Origin of the sequence: Arthrobacter sp. TMP15 (genome assembly GCF_039529835.1) — a bacterium.
Lineage (GTDB): Bacteria > Actinomycetota > Actinomycetes > Actinomycetales > Micrococcaceae > Specibacter.
This window is the reverse complement of the sequence record NZ_CP154262.1, coordinates 1,896,994-1,912,448: the sequence shown is the minus strand read 5'-3', so window position 1 is coordinate 1,912,448 and position 15,455 is coordinate 1,896,994. Positions and strand designations below refer to the sequence as shown.

At 57.7% G+C, this 15,455-nt stretch carries 21 protein-coding genes; 9 read left to right on the top strand and 12 right to left on the bottom strand.

What is annotated here, in order from left to right; genetic code table 11:
* Positions 1–105 precede the first annotated feature (105 nt).
* A complete protein-coding gene (locus AAFM46_RS08425) occupies positions 106–357 on the bottom strand; it encodes an NUDIX domain-containing protein (RefSeq protein ID WP_343317395.1) in 252 nt (83 codons plus the stop codon).
* A 228-nt stretch (positions 358–585) separates the two neighbouring features.
* On the opposite strand from AAFM46_RS08425, the gene AAFM46_RS08420 reads away from it, so the two are divergent.
* Both AAFM46_RS08420 and AAFM46_RS08415 read left to right on the top strand, forming a co-directional pair.
* Positions 586–1,212 (top strand): hypothetical protein, encoded by a 627-nt coding sequence (locus tag AAFM46_RS08420; RefSeq protein ID WP_343317394.1) that lies wholly within the window; start codon positions 586–588, stop codon positions 1,210–1,212.
* A gap of 115 nt (positions 1,213–1,327) precedes the next feature.
* Positions 1,328–1,993, top strand: a complete 666-nt coding sequence (locus AAFM46_RS08415; protein WP_343317393.1) for a GNAT family N-acetyltransferase — start codon at positions 1,328–1,330, stop codon at positions 1,991–1,993.
* Positions 1,994–2,530: 537 nt separating this feature from the next.
* On the opposite strand, the gene AAFM46_RS08410 is transcribed toward AAFM46_RS08415, so the two are convergent.
* The 3 genes from AAFM46_RS08410 to AAFM46_RS08400 form a co-directional block, all read right to left on the bottom strand.
* A complete protein-coding gene (locus AAFM46_RS08410) occupies positions 2,531–2,692 on the bottom strand; it encodes a hypothetical protein (protein ID WP_283527134.1) in 162 nt (53 codons plus the stop codon).
* 152 nt (positions 2,693–2,844) lie between these two features.
* The gene (locus AAFM46_RS08405) at positions 2,845–3,486 is read right to left on the bottom strand and encodes a hypothetical protein (protein WP_343317392.1); all 642 of its coding nucleotides are present in this window, start codon (positions 3,484–3,486) and stop codon (positions 2,845–2,847) included.
* Positions 3,487–3,752: 266 nt separating this feature from the next.
* A complete protein-coding gene (locus AAFM46_RS08400) occupies positions 3,753–4,658 on the bottom strand; it encodes a type II CAAX endopeptidase family protein (protein WP_343317391.1) in 906 nt (301 codons plus the stop codon).
* 241 nt (positions 4,659–4,899) lie between these two features.
* Between AAFM46_RS08400 and AAFM46_RS08395 the strand changes: the two genes are divergently transcribed.
* Positions 4,900–5,292 (top strand): VOC family protein, encoded by a 393-nt coding sequence (locus AAFM46_RS08395; protein ID WP_343317390.1) that lies wholly within the window; start codon positions 4,900–4,902, stop codon positions 5,290–5,292.
* Positions 5,293–5,432: 140 nt separating this feature from the next.
* Positions 5,433–5,717, top strand: a complete 285-nt coding sequence (locus AAFM46_RS08390; RefSeq protein ID WP_283527122.1) for a hypothetical protein — start codon at positions 5,433–5,435, stop codon at positions 5,715–5,717.
* A gap of 81 nt (positions 5,718–5,798) precedes the next feature.
* On the opposite strand, the gene AAFM46_RS08385 is transcribed toward AAFM46_RS08390, so the two are convergent.
* Positions 5,799–6,233, bottom strand: coding sequence for a protein-tyrosine phosphatase family protein (locus AAFM46_RS08385; RefSeq protein WP_343317389.1), 435 nt, complete (start codon positions 6,231–6,233; stop codon positions 5,799–5,801).
* An 88-nt stretch (positions 6,234–6,321) separates the two neighbouring features.
* The gene (locus tag AAFM46_RS08380) at positions 6,322–6,762 is read right to left on the bottom strand and encodes a cytidine deaminase (protein WP_343317388.1); all 441 of its coding nucleotides are present in this window, start codon (positions 6,760–6,762) and stop codon (positions 6,322–6,324) included.
* A gap of 245 nt (positions 6,763–7,007) precedes the next feature.
* On the opposite strand from AAFM46_RS08380, the gene AAFM46_RS08375 reads away from it, so the two are divergent.
* Complete coding sequence (locus AAFM46_RS08375) at positions 7,008–7,457, top strand: SRPBCC domain-containing protein (RefSeq protein WP_343317387.1); 450 nt, start codon at positions 7,008–7,010, stop codon at positions 7,455–7,457.
* Positions 7,458–7,515: 58 nt separating this feature from the next.
* On the opposite strand, the gene AAFM46_RS08370 is transcribed toward AAFM46_RS08375, so the two are convergent.
* The 5 genes from AAFM46_RS08370 to AAFM46_RS08350 form a co-directional block, all read right to left on the bottom strand.
* Positions 7,516–8,136, bottom strand: coding sequence for a hypothetical protein (locus tag AAFM46_RS08370; protein WP_343317386.1), 621 nt, complete (start codon positions 8,134–8,136; stop codon positions 7,516–7,518).
* 347 nt (positions 8,137–8,483) lie between these two features.
* Entirely contained in the window at positions 8,484–8,798 is a 315-nt protein-coding gene (locus AAFM46_RS08365) for a PadR family transcriptional regulator (RefSeq protein WP_343317385.1), read from the bottom strand.
* Positions 8,795–9,799, bottom strand: a complete 1,005-nt coding sequence (locus AAFM46_RS08360; protein WP_343317384.1) for a hypothetical protein — start codon at positions 9,797–9,799, stop codon at positions 8,795–8,797. The genes AAFM46_RS08365 and AAFM46_RS08360 overlap by 4 nt, the downstream gene beginning before the upstream one ends.
* Positions 9,800–10,129: 330 nt before the next feature.
* Entirely contained in the window at positions 10,130–10,693 is a 564-nt protein-coding gene (locus AAFM46_RS08355; RefSeq protein WP_343317383.1) for an AAA family ATPase, read from the bottom strand.
* 328 nt (positions 10,694–11,021) lie between these two features.
* Complete coding sequence (locus AAFM46_RS08350) at positions 11,022–11,354, bottom strand: DUF4190 domain-containing protein (protein WP_343317382.1); 333 nt, start codon at positions 11,352–11,354, stop codon at positions 11,022–11,024.
* Positions 11,355–12,030: 676 nt separating this feature from the next.
* On the opposite strand from AAFM46_RS08350, the gene AAFM46_RS08345 reads away from it, so the two are divergent.
* Both AAFM46_RS08345 and AAFM46_RS08340 read left to right on the top strand, forming a co-directional pair.
* Positions 12,031–12,453 (top strand): hypothetical protein, encoded by a 423-nt coding sequence (locus AAFM46_RS08345; protein ID WP_343317381.1) that lies wholly within the window; start codon positions 12,031–12,033, stop codon positions 12,451–12,453.
* 333 nt (positions 12,454–12,786) lie between these two features.
* A complete protein-coding gene (locus AAFM46_RS08340) occupies positions 12,787–13,122 on the top strand; it encodes a hypothetical protein (RefSeq protein ID WP_343317380.1) in 336 nt (111 codons plus the stop codon).
* 150 nt (positions 13,123–13,272) lie between these two features.
* Here the strand turns inward: AAFM46_RS08340 and AAFM46_RS08335 are convergent, their stop codons facing one another.
* Positions 13,273–13,830 carry a GNAT family protein gene (locus AAFM46_RS08335; protein WP_343317379.1) on the bottom strand — a complete coding sequence of 186 codons (558 nt, stop codon included), beginning with the start codon at positions 13,828–13,830 and terminating at the stop codon, positions 13,273–13,275.
* Between the two features lie 1,021 nt (positions 13,831–14,851).
* Here AAFM46_RS08335 and AAFM46_RS08330 point away from each other — a divergent pair.
* Positions 14,852–15,130 (top strand): ribbon-helix-helix protein, CopG family, encoded by a 279-nt coding sequence (locus AAFM46_RS08330; RefSeq protein ID WP_062009995.1) that lies wholly within the window; start codon positions 14,852–14,854, stop codon positions 15,128–15,130.
* Positions 15,127–15,366 (top strand): hypothetical protein, encoded by a 240-nt coding sequence (locus AAFM46_RS08325; RefSeq protein ID WP_086998300.1) that lies wholly within the window; start codon positions 15,127–15,129, stop codon positions 15,364–15,366. The genes AAFM46_RS08330 and AAFM46_RS08325 overlap by 4 nt, the downstream gene beginning before the upstream one ends.
* Positions 15,367–15,455: the final 89 nt, after the last annotated feature.

Below are 15,455 nucleotides of genomic sequence, written 5' to 3'. Positions count from 1 at the left end.
ATGTTGAACCAAGCGACTGTACTTCCCTCATCCAGAACGTACAGTTTTGAGTCGAGCGAGATCGAGTCGATTTCAGCAGACTGGACGCCGAAGACATGAACTATCTCATGCCCGGGTTTTCCCTCGTATTCTAAAAATGTTCTCGATGACTCCGAGTAACTGAACTGCACCGAGTTCGTTTTCGAGTTCCTCAAGGAACTCCCGTCGCAGCGCTTCCTCGGCGGTCTCGCTGACCTCGATTCCACCGCCGATTGCGCGCAAGTAGTCCGTGCCCTTCACAGCGTCGTGCCCTACTTGCGCGAGAATGTGGCCATTTTTGATCGGCAAGCCCACAGCAAGGTTCCGGATTGAAGACATGACCTCAACTCTACATTTCCGGGACTGATCAACTGATTTTTCACAGCATCCTTTAAGGCATGGGAGTGCCCACGGGGGAACCTTCAGTGACCCGGCGAACCCAATGGATTCGCTAGCGATTCTTTGATGCGCGCTAAGGCTACTAGCGAGATGTAATTGGCATCATTCAGGGCTCGCCATCTTCACCCATGAAGAGGAGGCGAGCCCTGGCCGCTGATAGGCTCGCCAGTGATGTATACGCCTCCGCTGCCTGAGCTCCTTGAACGCTGGATTCAGGGTTGGTGCCTCACACGGGGCATAGTGAGTGAGCGGGCTGCTAATGGTCGGCTGGTGCACGTGTGTGCTGAAACTCGCGTGGCAGAATACTTCGTCGTCTCGCCAACGGGTGAAGAGTTAGATCAGGTGGCGAAACTTGCCAATGGTCGCACCGACGTGTGGGTGACCGTCCTTGGCTGTTTGCCCAAAGCACAACCAGACGGGCTTGCGGACGTGACCTATGACGAACGAATGATGATGACGGAGATGGGGTCTCGGACACCGCCAGACGGTATTGAGGTCAAATCCTCACACCTAGTGGCGAGTGCTGCCGCGAAAGTGAATGGCGATACCGCGGCACGGGGTCAGGTCGCAGTCACTGGATCGGATGCGGTATTCGATCGGATCGGAACCGAATATGCGTTCCGCCGCCAAGGGTTCGCGGGCAGAATTATGATCGGACTGGAGCATTGGGCGGTTTCGCAAGGTGCTGAGACGGGCCTGCTAATGGCATCCGCTGAGGGTCGCCCCCTCTATGACAGCCTAGGCTGGCGCGAGATCGCCCCGCTCAAAACTTTCAGGGGTCATCGATCCAAATAGTGGCAACTGGGTTCTCTCTTGCCGTCAGTCTTGAGTTCCCGCAGAGCCAACCTTCTGCGGGGCAGTGGAGGAAGTTGGCCTGCGTTTTCTCGCGTGTCTAAACGCAAACCGGTGGATGCTGCCGTGCGATACTGGCGAAGTGCTAAACGATTACTGGCCTCTCGCCCACTTGAAGCTTGCAACCAAGCGGTTGGAACTCCGCGTTCCTAACGATGAAGAGTTATCCGAGCTGGCTCAGGTCGCGGCCAATGGCGTACACGAACCTGGCGAGCAGCCATTTCTGACACCATGGACAGATCTTCCTCCTCGTGAGCGGGCACTTCACGTGATGCAACAGCACTGGAGCCGACGGGGCGCGTGGTGTACGGAGGATTGGGCCTTGGAAATGGGCGTATTCCGAGGAGACCAGCCAGTAGGCATGGTCACGCTGAAGGCACGCAATTTTCCTGTACTGCGTGAAGTAAAAACCGAGTCGTGGCTTGGCTTTGAATTTCACCGGCAGGGTATTGGTACTGAGGCCCGGACGGCCTTGCTGAGTCTTGCTTTTGAGGGACTGGGAGCCGTCACCGCGCTGACCGAGGTGTTCCAGGACAATGTTGGTTCGCAGGGCGTCTCGCGTCGGCTCGGATACCTTCACGATGGCATCTCGCGGGACGTTCTCGCCGGGCGAGCCATCGTCTCCGACCGTCTTCGCCTCGATGCTTCAGATTGGGTACCGACCGAACCAGCGGATTTGGTCGTTACCGGCCTGGCAAAAGCCCGTCCATTCTTCAACGTCTAGAAAGCAATTCCGCGCGACGCCGCCCGTAGGCGGAACCTTCACCGGATGCAGGAGCACGAGGGTGTCGTCGATAGCGAATTTGCGACATGGGTCGTGGAGGCCGTGCCTTGTCTAGATTCAGGATGGCAGTGAGTGGATAGACTCTGGCGCCTTTCGTCTGCCGATAAACCAGAAGATAGGACCAATGAACGGCAGGAGAAAAATAATCAGTACCCATAAGATGATTCGGGCTGGCGGCTGATTCTTAGTCCGCACGATGCTTACCAAAGATGCGACCAACAACACGACCAGCACCAGTGATACTACGAACTGAAACACCATCCAGGCTGCAGGAATGGCGGGATCTGCACTTACGGATCGCATGAACGTCGTCAACATATTTCCCCCAAAAGACCGATGTGACCGATGTGGTTGCCAGCCGAAATGCAGACTAGCGAATGCCTAACACCTTACCGCTACTGTCATTTTCTTTAAACCGGCTACACATCGCCGTCAGAAGTCGTCAGCACCGGGATTCCACACCCGCAAGCCGAACCGCTACTGGGACGAGTTGTCCGTATTCTGCCGAGCGGTCTGACTTTCCAGAATGGCGAGTGCTTTTTCACTCGCGTTGCGAATCCGATGCAACGCACCAACAATGCTGATGCTTGCAAACATCACGATGAGAATCAGAACGACGAGCAACAAAGTGATATCCATGGACTCACTCTGTCAGATCCGGCAGCTGCATCGAAAGCGGTTCGCTCATCAATGGCGTCGACTTGCATGTGGGCGTACTGATGAAGTGGTCAGTGGGCTTAACTCTCGTCCCAATGAGGAACGCTGCGCGGACGCCTGAAGTCCCGAACTACTTAACCGGCCCAAGCAGTTTGTAATGCCTGACGGTAGCTTTCAGGATTGTTTCTGGTGGAGGCCGATACGGCGAGATGTCGGCGGCTGATTCGCTGGGCGAAGTAGCCAGCATAAGGGAGCACGATGACGGTGTCCATCCCCGATTCCCAAGCCGGGATGAGGCTGGACAGATTTTGGCGTTCCACGTCCGTCAGGATTTTCGGGGCCAGGCTTTGGTCCCAGGCGTTGAACGCGTCTTGGTCGATGCCATCCCAATCGTAGTCAGCTGTCCACAAGGGCGGAACGCTCGGGTGGAGGGGTTGCCCAGGCTGCATGACTTGCCGCATGGTTTCCTGCATCTGACGCATGCTTTCCTGTGTCGGGTATTCCGGCCGAGAGGAGTCGGCAATCTGGTACCAGGTCCAAGCCCTATCCCAAGCGGTTTGCCAACGGGTGCCCCACTCGGGGAGGCTGGCCGAGTCTGGGGCCTTGGAATTACCTCTCGCTGGCAGCGGCAGGAGTTTGGGAATGTCGGCATCGACTTCGAGCTGCCAAGCCTGACGGACAAACAACAGAAGATTCAGGGGAAACGGATGGTCCTCGACCGTAATTGCCATGTCATGTGGCCACGGGTTCCGTGCCAAAGGCTTACTGAAGCGCATTTCTTCTTCCCCTCGATCACCGGACCCCCACTAATCCATCCACTGATCTACCTTCAATGGTGTGGCCCGCCTCATAAACATCATGACATTTGCTTCAGGTAACCGCCACAGGTAAACCGAGTCGCACCGAAAGGGGTCTCCCTTATAGACATCACCGAACGGTCCCGTATGCCGGTCGATCACAGGTCGGCCAGATCACCTGAGGCAGAAGTAGCTGTGAGATCTAATTAGCTGTCCGCTGGGGAACCTTCACCGGGCACTGTGGACTATGTGGGACGCGCCATTGTTGTGGGGGCTTCGATAACCTCGCCGATACCGAGACGGCCCCTTGTCAGTACACCAACCACTGCGGCAGCCAGGATAATGCCAAGGCCCCACCAGTTCGTGGTTTCGACGAGCGATCCGGGGAATGCGACCACCAAGACGCCGAGGGAGCCATTGACGGATGAATGGGCCAGGACCGCAGCAAGGGTGCTGTCGCTGCCGTTGCGCACCCATGCCATGATCACTGAAAGCCCAATGACAACGACCACGTACAGCAGAACCTGTGCAATAGTGCTCCGGGGTGTATCCCACGTTTGAGTCAGGAACAGGGGCGTATGCCATGCGGCCCAGACGATACCGATCAGCAGTGCTGCCGCCAGTGGTGACGTTTTCTTTTGAAGCTTGGGCTGGGCGAAACCGCGCCAGCCAATTTCCTCCAGACCGCCGCCGAGGAAGACGATGCCGAGGAGTTGCACAGGGTAGATCATCAGGACTGCGGTCAGGCCATCCGTTCTGAAGGAACCTAGCGTTCCGGGCAGGAGTATTACTCCGGCTAACAGGATTGCGGGGATGCCTAACAGGGCCGCGCTCCACCACGGCAGACCGAGCCGAAGGCTAGTTACGTTTCCCCAGAAGCGACGGACTCCGGCATGGCCATCGGTGGCTCGGATGACGATAAGGGCGGCAGCGGCCGGGCCGAAGATGCCTAGCGGGTTCACCAGTGCTATTACCTGAAGGGAGCCAGGTATCGGGAGCAATCCGAGACCGTCCTGCCCCAGCCACCACGGACTCCACGCGATCCATGAAATTGCGAAGGCGAGGATGAAGAAACTTGCAAGGGGATACCGGGCGATCAGGCCAGGCTCGTTCGCGGTCTTACGGTCGGCATTCGCGGGGGAAGACTCCATGTGCTGAATGCTATCCCAGTAAAAATCCCCGGCCGTCGCCATGACGTCACGCAATGCACTGATCAACGGCAAAGCAAGTGTGGCTCCCCTAGGTAACCACCTGGTGCCCGGAGCGTCCCGCAAGCCGGTCCGCCAAGAACTAGTCTGAGCGCCTGTCGCAACCGTGGACTCGAGGTATGTTGGGCTGTCCGCTGGGGAATGGATAGCGGGAATAACGATGCGCTGCCTATGATTGCTGCTTATGAAACCTGAACCGCAACACCATATTCGTTTCGCACGTCCTACACGCGACATTGAAGCAGCCATTCGATTTTGGGTCGACGGAGTTGGGTTGCCTCTCCAGGGACGTCAGGAAGACGAGGTTTCGGGACACAAGCTTGCTTTTATTGGCTGGCCAGATGCGACTTGGCACTTGGAAATCGTCCAAGACGATACCCTGCAACCTACGCCCAGCGCTGAAGATCTCTTTGTGATTTATCTTGGTGGCACTATTGATGAAGATGCCATTTCGAGGATCGAGCATGCCGGGGGCGTTCGAGTTGCCGCACGGAATCCTTATTGGGACCAGCATGGCATGACTTTCACCGACGTTGACGGGTACCTTCTGGTATTAGTCACGCGCAGCTGGGCGTAACTGGCAGACCTGCTCGGTGACGAATTTCAGTAGTAGTCAACATTTCTGCCGTGCCCGGATGCGGAACGGTATATGGGACGGGGATTGCATTCATACTTCGGTAAGCCGGGTACTCTTTGAACCAACAGAGGAGGAGGTAAATGCGAAAAATGAGTGCGTTGGCGATCCGGGGCTCGATCAGGTTCGTGGCAGGATGCTTGGGCATGGGTGTTGGGTGGATCATTTGGTCAGCACTCTGGGTCAATTTCACAGCCGAGGTGTCCCCGGCGACTTTCGAAAACGTACGTAGCTCAAGCACGTTTGGTGCCATGCTCGGACTGCTTGCGGCATTTCTTGTTGTCGGCTCTGGGATGCTCTTATCGATTCTGGCTGATCAGGCAGTAATCCGGTTCAACCGCGCTAAACCCACAAGTTCAGTCTCATAAGCTCTGCAAATACGGCTTCATTGCCAGTTCGGGAACCGCTTGTGCGACTGAACTCTTGAGGTGGGTCGTCAGGCGAGTGGGTCAGTCCGCGGTGAAGTGCGCGACATACCGGCGTTGCCACGGTGTCTCGACTGCGCGTGAGTTGTATTGCTCGCGAACAAACTTCACTGCCTTGTCGGCGGGCACGCCGTCGAGCACGGCGATACACGCCAGCGCGGTGCCCGTGCGCCCATGGCCGCCATCGCAAACGATCTCGACTCGTTCTCTCTCGGAACGAAGCCAGGCTTCACGCAGCGCGTCCCGCGCGTCGTCGCGGTCCTTGGGCAGCCGTAAGTCGGGCCACAGCACCCATCGTGCTTCCCATTTGGACGGGGAAGGTCTCTTGCCCAGAAGGTAGACCGCGAAGTCGGGCGTAGCTCCACTGGGGATTGGTTGATGAAGGCCGCGGCCGCGCAGTAATCGGCCGGACGGCAACCGCATCACACCCGAATCGTCAGCATCCCAAACACTGTGCATGATCCCAACCTATCTGCCGACAAAGGACAAGGCAGTGCATATCGTGGGGACGGCGCCGTAAGGGAACCCATTTACAGGACGTCCTAATTCAGGCTTGCTCGGCAAGGTAGTCGTAGCTGAACGGCAAGAGGTCGCTGGCAATAACGCTCACAAGTCCATGTGGAGTATCGAGGATTACGCGGATTCCTGGGTAGTAATCAACAAGAATCTGCCGATCCCGCCCGCAAGGACTTTTCACGCCTCGGTCATGATTTCCAACGGCCACAATGTGAGTTAATTCAGCCGCACCTGCGGCGCGCGCTGCTCCGAGCGCGACGAGCTCAGCGCAGGGACCGCCTGTGAAGTGGAACAGATTCACGCCTGAAAAGATCCGTCCGTCTTTTGCTCGAACTGCAGCGCCCATTGTGTGCACACCTTCGTCCCCAGGTCCGGCATCAGTGGTTGCATTGATTGTCTCGCGTGCCAGGCCGATGAGAGACTGCTCGATCTCTGACAAGGGGAGCGCAGAAGCAGGAAGTGAATTGGGCATACACCAATAGTAAGAGCCCTAGGGTCTGCATAGGCCGTTCCGCTGGGGAACATTCTCCGGAACGATAAGTCAGCCAAATTCATCCTCTGACGCTCCGAGTCGATATCCGGTCCAAAGTTTACGGAACGGGTCAGGCTGGCTTTGCCAGTGAGGATAGGGACAATTTGCCTTGGATTGGATACCAAACCGTGCCGCAGGACGGTCGCCAATGGCATCATGGGATACATAATCGCAGAGGAGCTGGAATGTCTATCGTTCACGAAACCCTGAAGTTCACGAAAACACTTGATGCCGATTTATCGAGGGTTTGGGAAGCATTCGCTGATTCGAATCAGCAAGCACAGTGGAGCGTTCCGGCGGGCGAAGCAATGGTCTACGAACAAGCAGCGTTCGAAGTTGGTGGTCGAGACCGATACCGTTGTGGCCCGCTCGAATCGCTCGATTTCATCAACATCGTTGACTACTCGCTCATCGTGCCGCAATCGCTTGTTGTCTATACCGAGACTGTGGCGACCTCTGAGGAGCCGCTCAGCGCGGGCGTGGTCACATGGAGTTTCGCCGTTAACGGCGATGGTACCGAGGTGCGGCTCACGAGCCAAGTCACCTCGTTCGTCGGTGACGGGATGATCGAGGGCAGTCGAAACGGGCACGCAAAGGCACTAAACCAGCTCGAAGAGTTCGTTCTAACCGAATAGTCGTTTCTGCCGTCCGCAAGCCGAACCTCCTGCGGGACAGGGACATCCAGTGGACCCGTCAATCGCCCGCGCTTGGTGGCAGCTCGTCTCGATCAGCTCTCACCGACGCAGTGTCAATTCGGGGATCGTTGATTAGTTGCCGAAAGATGGGTAGCTCTGCGGCCACGATCAACGAGTCTGGGTAGAGCCGAGCACCCCATGCGAGACGCCGTTCGGCATCCCACGCGAACTCCGGGACCCTTCGTCCGGCCCGCACGTCGTCTGGACAGAGGTTTGCCTCGAAGTATTCCTCCCCGAACACTCGCCTTGGCGAGCTGGTATGCGGTGCTTCGGCGTAGCCCATCCAACGGAGACATTGGAGCCAGACAACGCCAATCACATCACGAAGGGCGTTTGCGGTTTGTTCATCCAACTCGCCCATACAGGAGACGAGGTCACGAACCGACGGGTGTTCTTCGACGATGCCTGTGGTCGCTTCAAACCAATCTAGCGAGGCAGAATGATCTTCTACCGCGACGTGCTGGGACCACCGCACAATGTCTTTCCCGTACTCGAGAGCGGGGTCTCGGAATGGGAGGTAAAGGCGCAGCATCGGTAGTCCGCGATGCGTTGCAGGGATGAAATCGCGTGCCTGAGTGGCCCATCCTGACCTTGCCTGACCCGTGATCTCCTCGCCCATCCTGACATCATAGCTGGGCGGGGTGTTTCATGTTCAGGCGTCGAGTCCATAGATATCAGGAGTGGTGGCCACTGGTCTGATTTGTCAGAAATGCTCTGCTGATAATTTCACAAGGTGCCAGCACAGACGACTCTGTTCCTAGGGGAACCTCCAACGGCCCTGAAATGACTCAACCGGTGCGCGGACCGGGTTTCGCGACAAAGACAACTGACATCTCTAGTGAGCTAAGCGCGATACCCGCTGGCGCATACGGAGATGCGCGACGTGCGGGTTCGCCACTCCGTTCCAACCAGTCACTAGCGCTGCTTCCTTTTGCTTCTCCTTCGGACTCGACGTGATCGCCGCGTTTATACGCCGAGCGCTCGGGCTGCTTTGCTAAACCTCTCCCACTCCAGCCTCAAGGTCGCGAGTTGCTCGCGACCTTGACCGGAGATGGAATAGACCTTGCGTGCAGGACCTGATGCTGCCGGCTCCCAAGTCGCGGAGATTGCTCCGTCTGCTTCAAGCTTCACGAGTGTCGGATACAACTGAGCTCCTTTGATGGGCTGGAGGCCAACCTCGACAAGCGCTTGCGAGACGCCGTATCCGTGTCGGGGCTGACTTTCCAGCACGCTGAGGATCAGCATCGGTAGGGATGCCCGCTGCCAGGCTGCGAGACTCATCTTTTCTGCTCCGCCGGGCGATGGCGCCAGCTCGTGTAGGCGGCGACTATGCCGCTCACAAAGAGGAAGAGCATTGCGGTTGATCGCCAAGCGCCAAATGACTCGCTGAACGCAATCAGGACGCACATCAGCAGAGGTACCGCCACCTGGAAAGAGCTGCTCCATCGCCACCGGCGAATGGCGGCGCGGTTATCGTCCACGGCCAATGATCGCGCGAACACGACAGGGTGACCGAACTCGACATAGTAGCCACCTTCGCCCTCATCGATCCCAGCCCGCACGCTGTGCTCGTGCTCCCGAGCGACATCCCCGTATACTCCCTGGCTGCGCATCGAGCCGCGAAAGCGCCTGAGCCACTCGTCGTCTGCCCACGCGGATCGAAGGGGGCGCCGAGGAACCAAACGGGCGACGAGTAGAACAAGAACGCCGGGCAAAGCCATCCCGATCATCAGCGCCCAGAGCGGGACCCTTGCAATCAGCAAATAGCCAGGCCCTACGGCCGCCGCGAGCCAGATGCACCCGGCCATGTAAGTGAGACCTCCAGCGCCGGCCACAAGAGTCCATCCAGTGCTACCTGCGACGAAGCGCGTCCACGCGAGATTTGCCGCTATCGACGCTCCTAGAATGCCGAGCACGATGCACAATGGGCCGAGCTCGACATCGATTTGCCAGACACCGCGGGTCAGCATGACTAGCGCGCTGGAGACTCCTAAAAACGTGAGCGCGGTGCCGATAAAGTTCAGCCCCTGACGAGGGCCGCCACCCTCCGAAGCTGAGACGGCCTCTTCGTTGGTGCCGAGGACGCGGACATCCTCTTCGGCGATCTCGTCTGGGTCGCCGAAGAGCACATCGGCGGGGGCATCCGCCTCACGCAAAGCGGAGATCAACTCGCGTGCTCGGGCATCGATGGCCGCTGATGGCACTTCGGGCCGCGACACTACAATCATGTACCGGCTCGCCCATGGGCGGTCGCGCTCGGGCCATTCGTCGATCAAATTCATGCGAACCCCATTATCTAGATATAGAATATATCTAGATAATGTCTCAAAACTGTTGCAGATGCAACACGGACATTACGTCCCCCCATTCGGCGATTCGACAGACGCTACTCTGGGTGCTCCTTCGTGAATCACCTCGGCGTAGCGGCCTGGGGACGTCAGCTGTCGCACAGCCTGGGGTTCGCGACAAGGGAGATAGGTACCCGGTCGGATCTGAGTGAGCTCCGATCAGGTGAGAGTTGCACGGGGACGATGCGCTCTTGGTTGTGCCCCCGCAAGCGGAACCCTCTGTGGACAGACACGCGGCAGCACGGGGTTCCTACATGAGGATCCTCAACGGGGAAGGGCATCGGGGGAGAGTTGGCTAGCGATATCACGCGCGCAGTCATCGGTTGAGCGATTCGTGGTGTCGACCTCGATGTCGTAGAAAACCCCGGCGTGCACGCTCAGGGCTTGCTGTCGCGCCATGCCTTCTACACGGTCAAGGCGTTGTGACTCGCGGGATACGGCGACGTCGGAGTCGCAGTGCACTCCCACCCAGATCAGGTCCACGTCGGCAAATGTTGACCGGATACGCTCCTGTCCAGCATCCCCGGAGAGAAGGACCTCATCGAGGATCAAGTGAGCCCCTGCTCGAGCCGTAGCGCTGAGGCCGGTATACCAGCTGCGCTCTAAAGCTCGATGCTCAGTACTGAAGGTGATCGTGCCGCCTTGCTCAAAGGTAATTCCTGCTTTCGAGCTGTCACCTCCGCCAGGAAGGGCGGCAATGAACGTGTCGACGCCGAACGTCAACCAGATGCCCGGGAGGATTTCCTGAAGCGCTCGAGCAATGGAGGACTTGCCAGAACTCGATCCGCCGTTCAGCACGATGACTTGGAGGCTCCAAACGGTAGACACCCCAAGAGTCTAGCCACCAATCGAGAAGCAAGCACGCCCGAAATCCGTTCCGCCAACCGCTATTCTGAACGCCTGGCCTAATCATTGGCCTGAGGGTCTAGCGGGTCTGTTCGCTGAGGAACCTCGTGTGGGATAGCTTTTGAGTGGTCGTTGAAATGGGTTTGGCCGAAGCCCGGAAATTGGGCCGTCGCCTGGGCGCAGGGCCCTACGTTACCGTGGTTCATCCATACTGTTTCATGGATCGTCTCCTAATTGGGGTCGCTGCAGAAAACGGACTTTATTGTGCCGTAGGGTGCCAAGTTCAGTACCGGGATGGCTTGAAATCTGGCTATGCGTTTCCGCTATTGACGGAGGCGGCTGCGCCCCAGATTCCGACGGTGAATAGGAAGACGATCAAGAGGAGCCAGCCGGCGATCATAAGTCCGTTGAGGATGATGCCCGTGACGGCCATTCCCTTGCCGGCGGGCTCTTTCTTGATGCCGACTATTCCAAGGATCAGCCCGAGGAGGGGGACGAGAAACGTCCAGCCAAAGAAGATGGAGACGAGCCCGAGCACCATACTTGCGACGCTCAGCCCCTTGGGCTGTGCTTGGATGTAGACAGGTGCCTGGACATAAGCAACTGGGTACCCTTGCGGCGCCTGGTCGTTTGGATAGCTCATAATTGTTCCCCCAGAGTTGATACGAATGCTCTTACGGTAACAGCCGACAGTCACCCGGCTTGCTTAGGCCGCAATGGCTTCCATGGAGCGGATAGACCAGGTTTCCCGATCCTGGCCACGAATCAACACAAACGTCACCAACGGTGTGCTCGGAGTCTTGGTAGTAATGGAACAGGATTGAGCGCTAGGGTTTCGGGTTTCACTGACCAGGGGTCTGGGGAAGATCTGCCCGGAAATTCCCTAAGAACGTGCCGGCGTTGATTCCGGAGTGGACGTTGCAATCCTGCGGATCTAAGCGGCGGCCTCGCCGGCGCGTTTGATGGCACGGTAGACGGTGGAACGGGCCACACCGGGGTCTGAGGAAGATCTGTCCGGAGATTCACGCTTAGGATTTCCACCATGGCTAACCCCACCGGTTACGAACGCGGCCATTTCCGTATGCGGAACCCTAAGCGCTACGCCCGCCAACAATTCATGGGTGTGAAAATGAATCTGGCATTTTCATCCATCTCCATGTAGTTCGAGAGGTTCTCCGCCGAGGCCGTACGCCGTTGAGAGGATTCCGGATAGTGGAAAATCGGTTGAGGGCCGCTGCTAGCCTTGCATGATGCGGATACTGCCTACACTCCTCGGAATCGTTGCGATCATCGTTTACGCCATGCTTGGAGCGACATTGATGAATGATTGGGCAGTGGTCGCCGCGAGCGAGATGCCGCTTGAAACGACGATTGCTGACTTGCATGCTGCCGGTCAGAACTACAGCACGATTCCGGGCTTCGTCTTCGCTGCGCTCGGCTCATTGCTCGGTCTTCTTTGGGGCGTGACGACTCTTTCCCGCCGAACCGTACTTCCGAACTGGGCCGCTGTGTCACTGTGGGCTGGAATCATTACCCTGGGTGCCCCAGCATACTTCTTCCTTTCATTTGCCAACCTAAACTCCGTGGGCGATACCTACTTCGATTGGAACTCCGAGGCAGCGTTCGCGTTGGAGACAGGCCTGTACATGGCCAGCGGGCTCGCGTTCCTTGCCGTCTTTGCGACGATGATGACGGTGGTGATCAAGGCAACGGCGCGGACGAAACCGTCGCCGGTTACCTAGCAGGACAGTAGCAAATGCGCGTAGCCTCCTTGCCGCTGGCCGCACGAGAGGAGCTGCGGAGTCCTCCTGATGATGCGGTCGGAGATTGATCTCGGTTGTGGTTTTCAACGCCAAATGCCGCAACCTCAAACGCAATAACTCCCGGTTCACACTGTTTCGCAGAGGAACCCTAAATGGACAAATTGTACGAAATGTCCGCCCACCGCATCGAGTCCTAGACGGAGGACCTGTCGATATGCCAGAGTCTCCTCATGACGAATGAGCAAATGAGGCTGACAGCTTTTCTCGGCGACTGGTCTGCAGAGGGCACGGCATTTGGAACCGACAGGCAAGGTGGACCGTGGCGTAGCGCTCACTCCGCTCACTGGTATTCGGGCGGGTTTTTTTATAGTGCAAGATGAGCATGCCAATGGACCGTTTGACACGATGAGCTTCCTGGGCTGGGATCCCAAGCGAGGCTGCTATTTCTCGTGGACCATAGACAATGGCGGATTCGCAAACAATTATCAGGTAGACGTTGACGGGGACACGTGGCACTTCACCGGCGAACAGGCACGAGCAACGATCACATTCAGCGACGACAGTCGTACTCAAACTCACCACTGGGAGTTCAAACCCGAGGGTGAGTGGGTCACGCTCTGCGACCGTGTAGCCACGCGCGTCGACTGAAGTGCAGCGACACTCCACGCACAAGCTGGCAACTCGCAAGCCGAACGGTCTGTGGGACAGGATTCTCTGTAGAGGATGTACCTGCACGCTCATCTTCATGGGTGGATAGGGCATTGACGATCCGGATGAGCTATCGACGATGCACTCTTTCTACGCTTGTGCCGGTTCAAACTCGCGGGCAAGCATCGCATAAACATACTCCGAACCCCATCGATCGCCGTCGCGGTCATTCTCGATGAGGTGGGCTTCCTCTCGCATTCCCAAACGCTCACACAATCGTCGTGAGGCGTCGTTCTCTGCGTCCAGACGAGCAAATACCCGATGAGCGTTCTCAGCTGTAAACAGGTAGGTAAGTAGCGTCTTCGCTGCTTCTGTCGCGTAACCCCGACCCGCGCTGCCTGGGTCAAAGATCCACCCGATCTCAATTTGACGGGCGTGAGGATTCTCCAACGTGGCAACGACTTCGCCCAAGACAATATCGTCTACGTTGCTGACCACGGCGAATAGCAGGCGATCCCCAGGACTCTCAAAACGCCGTTCTCTATTGGCCAAAGCCGACTCGCGAGTTGCCTCAGGAGTCAGCGGTGAGCGGTAGAGATAGCGAGCAACCTCCGGCAGCGCTTGATAGTGAATTCGGGCGCTAAGGTGACGTTCAATGAATGGCTGGAGCGATACTCGATCGCTTGTGAGAGTAAAAGTTTCGGACATCGCACCATCCTATACAGCGGGCGTCAGGGTATGTGGAAGATCGAAACGATCGTCCGCAGTGCCAATCTCGTATGCCGAACCTCTACCGGGCTTGCTACTTGCGGGTCATCCGTGCGGAGAATGGTGCCCTAAGTATCTTCGTCCACAGCGACCGGCGGTGTGCAGCATCTGGTGAGGAACTAAATTCGTTTTCTGCGCGATCAAGACTTTCTTCGATAAGAGCATCGTGCATAGGTCTGAAGAAGATTGGCCAGGTGAGTTTCGCCGCTCCGCTCGGCGACACGGAAAGCTCGTGCCGGAGTAGCGTTGAATTGTCCGTAAGGCTGGTTGCAGTGAAACCGTGGTGCCCATTGAAACCCGATGGGCCGGTGAACTGAAATTCGATCCGCCTGCCGGGCTCGAATACAGACACAACGTAGCGCACTGGCCCATGTCCTCCCGCTGCGCCCACGCCAAGCGGTCCATTCAAGCGCATTGCTGGCCACTCGCTTCGGGGCCACAGCCGATCATTCTCACTCGCAAGCGAGTCAATGAGGGACCCTACTTCACTAGCAGGGGCTGCAATTTCGCGCTGATGAGTGTTGTAGACCATGTGGCCAGCGTATCTTTGATCGTCACCAAACCAAGTTCGATTCATCCTTGGCAGGATGTCCCATGTGACGGTTGTCACGCGGTTCACTGAAACGAGGGCAGCGCCTTTAATCGTTCCGCGTTGGCCGTGCTCCACTGGGGAACCTTTAACGACACGAGGGACCTAGTCGTTGTTGCCTCGCGATGCTGGGGCAGTCTTAGTGTTGGGACTCTCGTGTCAGCGGTTACAGGTCAGCGGTTTGCGACGACGTCGAAGACCTCGCGCCCATGCAAACGGCTTCACGGAAGGCGGCTCAGGGTCAAAGCTGCTCTGGTGCATGGACAAGTTTTTCAATGAGGGATTCCAGATGTTATGTCACGGGCTGACTCTGGCGTACCGGCTCGCTGGATACTCTGGCTCCGCCAGGGGATTCGTATTACGATAGTACTCATGGAAAGAAAACTACACGGGCAGCCAGTCTCGGAGGCCGAGATCGACCAGTGGGTCGAGGAAGCCGAGGCAGGCTACGACGTCGAAGACCTCAAGGCCCGCATGGGGCGCCCCGCCAGGGGTGCAACCGCTTCGCAGGTCGTGCCCGTGCGCTTGACCACCGAGGAGCTTGCTGCAGTCATGGAACGCGCTGAGCGCGAGCACCTGAACCGCTCCGAGGCGTTCCGCGCTGCGCTGTCGAGCTGGGCGCACACAGACAACACGCTTACCAGCTCATGATCGTTCGCGGCTCCGCGCACAAGCACGGAATCAGCGATGAGGACGGGATCGAGGCAGCCTCTTGGCCGCTCCGGGAGGTGCCGCTGGATGATGAAGATCCGCGGCGTTTCCTTCGTCTGGGATTTGATACCCGAAGCAGGCTGTTGGAACTCGTGGTGCTGGTCTGGGATGACGGGACCGAAGAACTCATCCATGCGATGAAGTGCCGGCCGCAGTACCTATCGATGCTCGACTGACAGCAACAGCTGGCGAGTATACCAACTCGTGTCCGGCTGGCCATAAGCAACGCGTCATAGGGGAACCTCGACAGGAGCACCCCCGTTGT

Bases quoted from the DNA above. Each gene is read 5' to 3' on its own strand.
- AAFM46_RS08410 (WP_283527134.1), bottom strand. From the start codon at position 2,692: ATGGATATCACTTTGTTGCTCGTCGTTCTGATTCTCATCGTGATGTTT.
- AAFM46_RS08365 (WP_343317385.1), bottom strand. From the start codon at position 8,798: ATGAGTCTCGCAGCCTGGCAGCGGGCATCCCTACCGATGCTGATCCTC.
- AAFM46_RS08345 (WP_343317381.1), top strand. From the start codon at position 12,031: ATGAATGATTGGGCAGTGGTCGCCGCGAGCGAGATGCCGCTTGAAACG.
- AAFM46_RS08350 (WP_343317382.1), bottom strand. From the start codon at position 11,354: ATGAGCTATCCAAACGACCAGGCGCCGCAAGGGTACCCAGTTGCTTAT.
- AAFM46_RS08330 (WP_062009995.1), top strand. From the start codon at position 14,852: ATGGAAAGAAAACTACACGGGCAGCCAGTCTCGGAGGCCGAGATCGAC.
- AAFM46_RS08400 (WP_343317391.1), bottom strand. From the start codon at position 4,658: ATGGAGTCTTCCCCCGCGAATGCCGACCGTAAGACCGCGAACGAGCCT.
- AAFM46_RS08385 (WP_343317389.1), bottom strand. From the start codon at position 6,233: ATGCACAGTGTTTGGGATGCTGACGATTCGGGTGTGATGCGGTTGCCG.
- AAFM46_RS08415 (WP_343317393.1), top strand. From the start codon at position 1,328: ATGCTGCCGTGCGATACTGGCGAAGTGCTAAACGATTACTGGCCTCTC.
- AAFM46_RS08370 (WP_343317386.1), bottom strand. From the start codon at position 8,136: ATGGGCGAGGAGATCACGGGTCAGGCAAGGTCAGGATGGGCCACTCAG.
- AAFM46_RS08405 (WP_343317392.1), bottom strand. From the start codon at position 3,486: ATGCGCTTCAGTAAGCCTTTGGCACGGAACCCGTGGCCACATGACATG.
- AAFM46_RS08390 (WP_283527122.1), top strand. From the start codon at position 5,433: ATGCGAAAAATGAGTGCGTTGGCGATCCGGGGCTCGATCAGGTTCGTG.
- AAFM46_RS08395 (WP_343317390.1), top strand. From the start codon at position 4,900: ATGAAACCTGAACCGCAACACCATATTCGTTTCGCACGTCCTACACGC.
- AAFM46_RS08360 (WP_343317384.1), bottom strand. From the start codon at position 9,799: ATGAATTTGATCGACGAATGGCCCGAGCGCGACCGCCCATGGGCGAGC.
- AAFM46_RS08380 (WP_343317388.1), bottom strand. From the start codon at position 6,762: ATGCCCAATTCACTTCCTGCTTCTGCGCTCCCCTTGTCAGAGATCGAG.
- AAFM46_RS08425 (WP_343317395.1), bottom strand. From the start codon at position 357: ATGTCTTCAATCCGGAACCTTGCTGTGGGCTTGCCGATCAAAAATGGC.
- AAFM46_RS08325 (WP_086998300.1), top strand. From the start codon at position 15,127: ATGATCGTTCGCGGCTCCGCGCACAAGCACGGAATCAGCGATGAGGAC.
- AAFM46_RS08335 (WP_343317379.1), bottom strand. From the start codon at position 13,830: ATGTCCGAAACTTTTACTCTCACAAGCGATCGAGTATCGCTCCAGCCA.
- AAFM46_RS08375 (WP_343317387.1), top strand. From the start codon at position 7,008: ATGTCTATCGTTCACGAAACCCTGAAGTTCACGAAAACACTTGATGCC.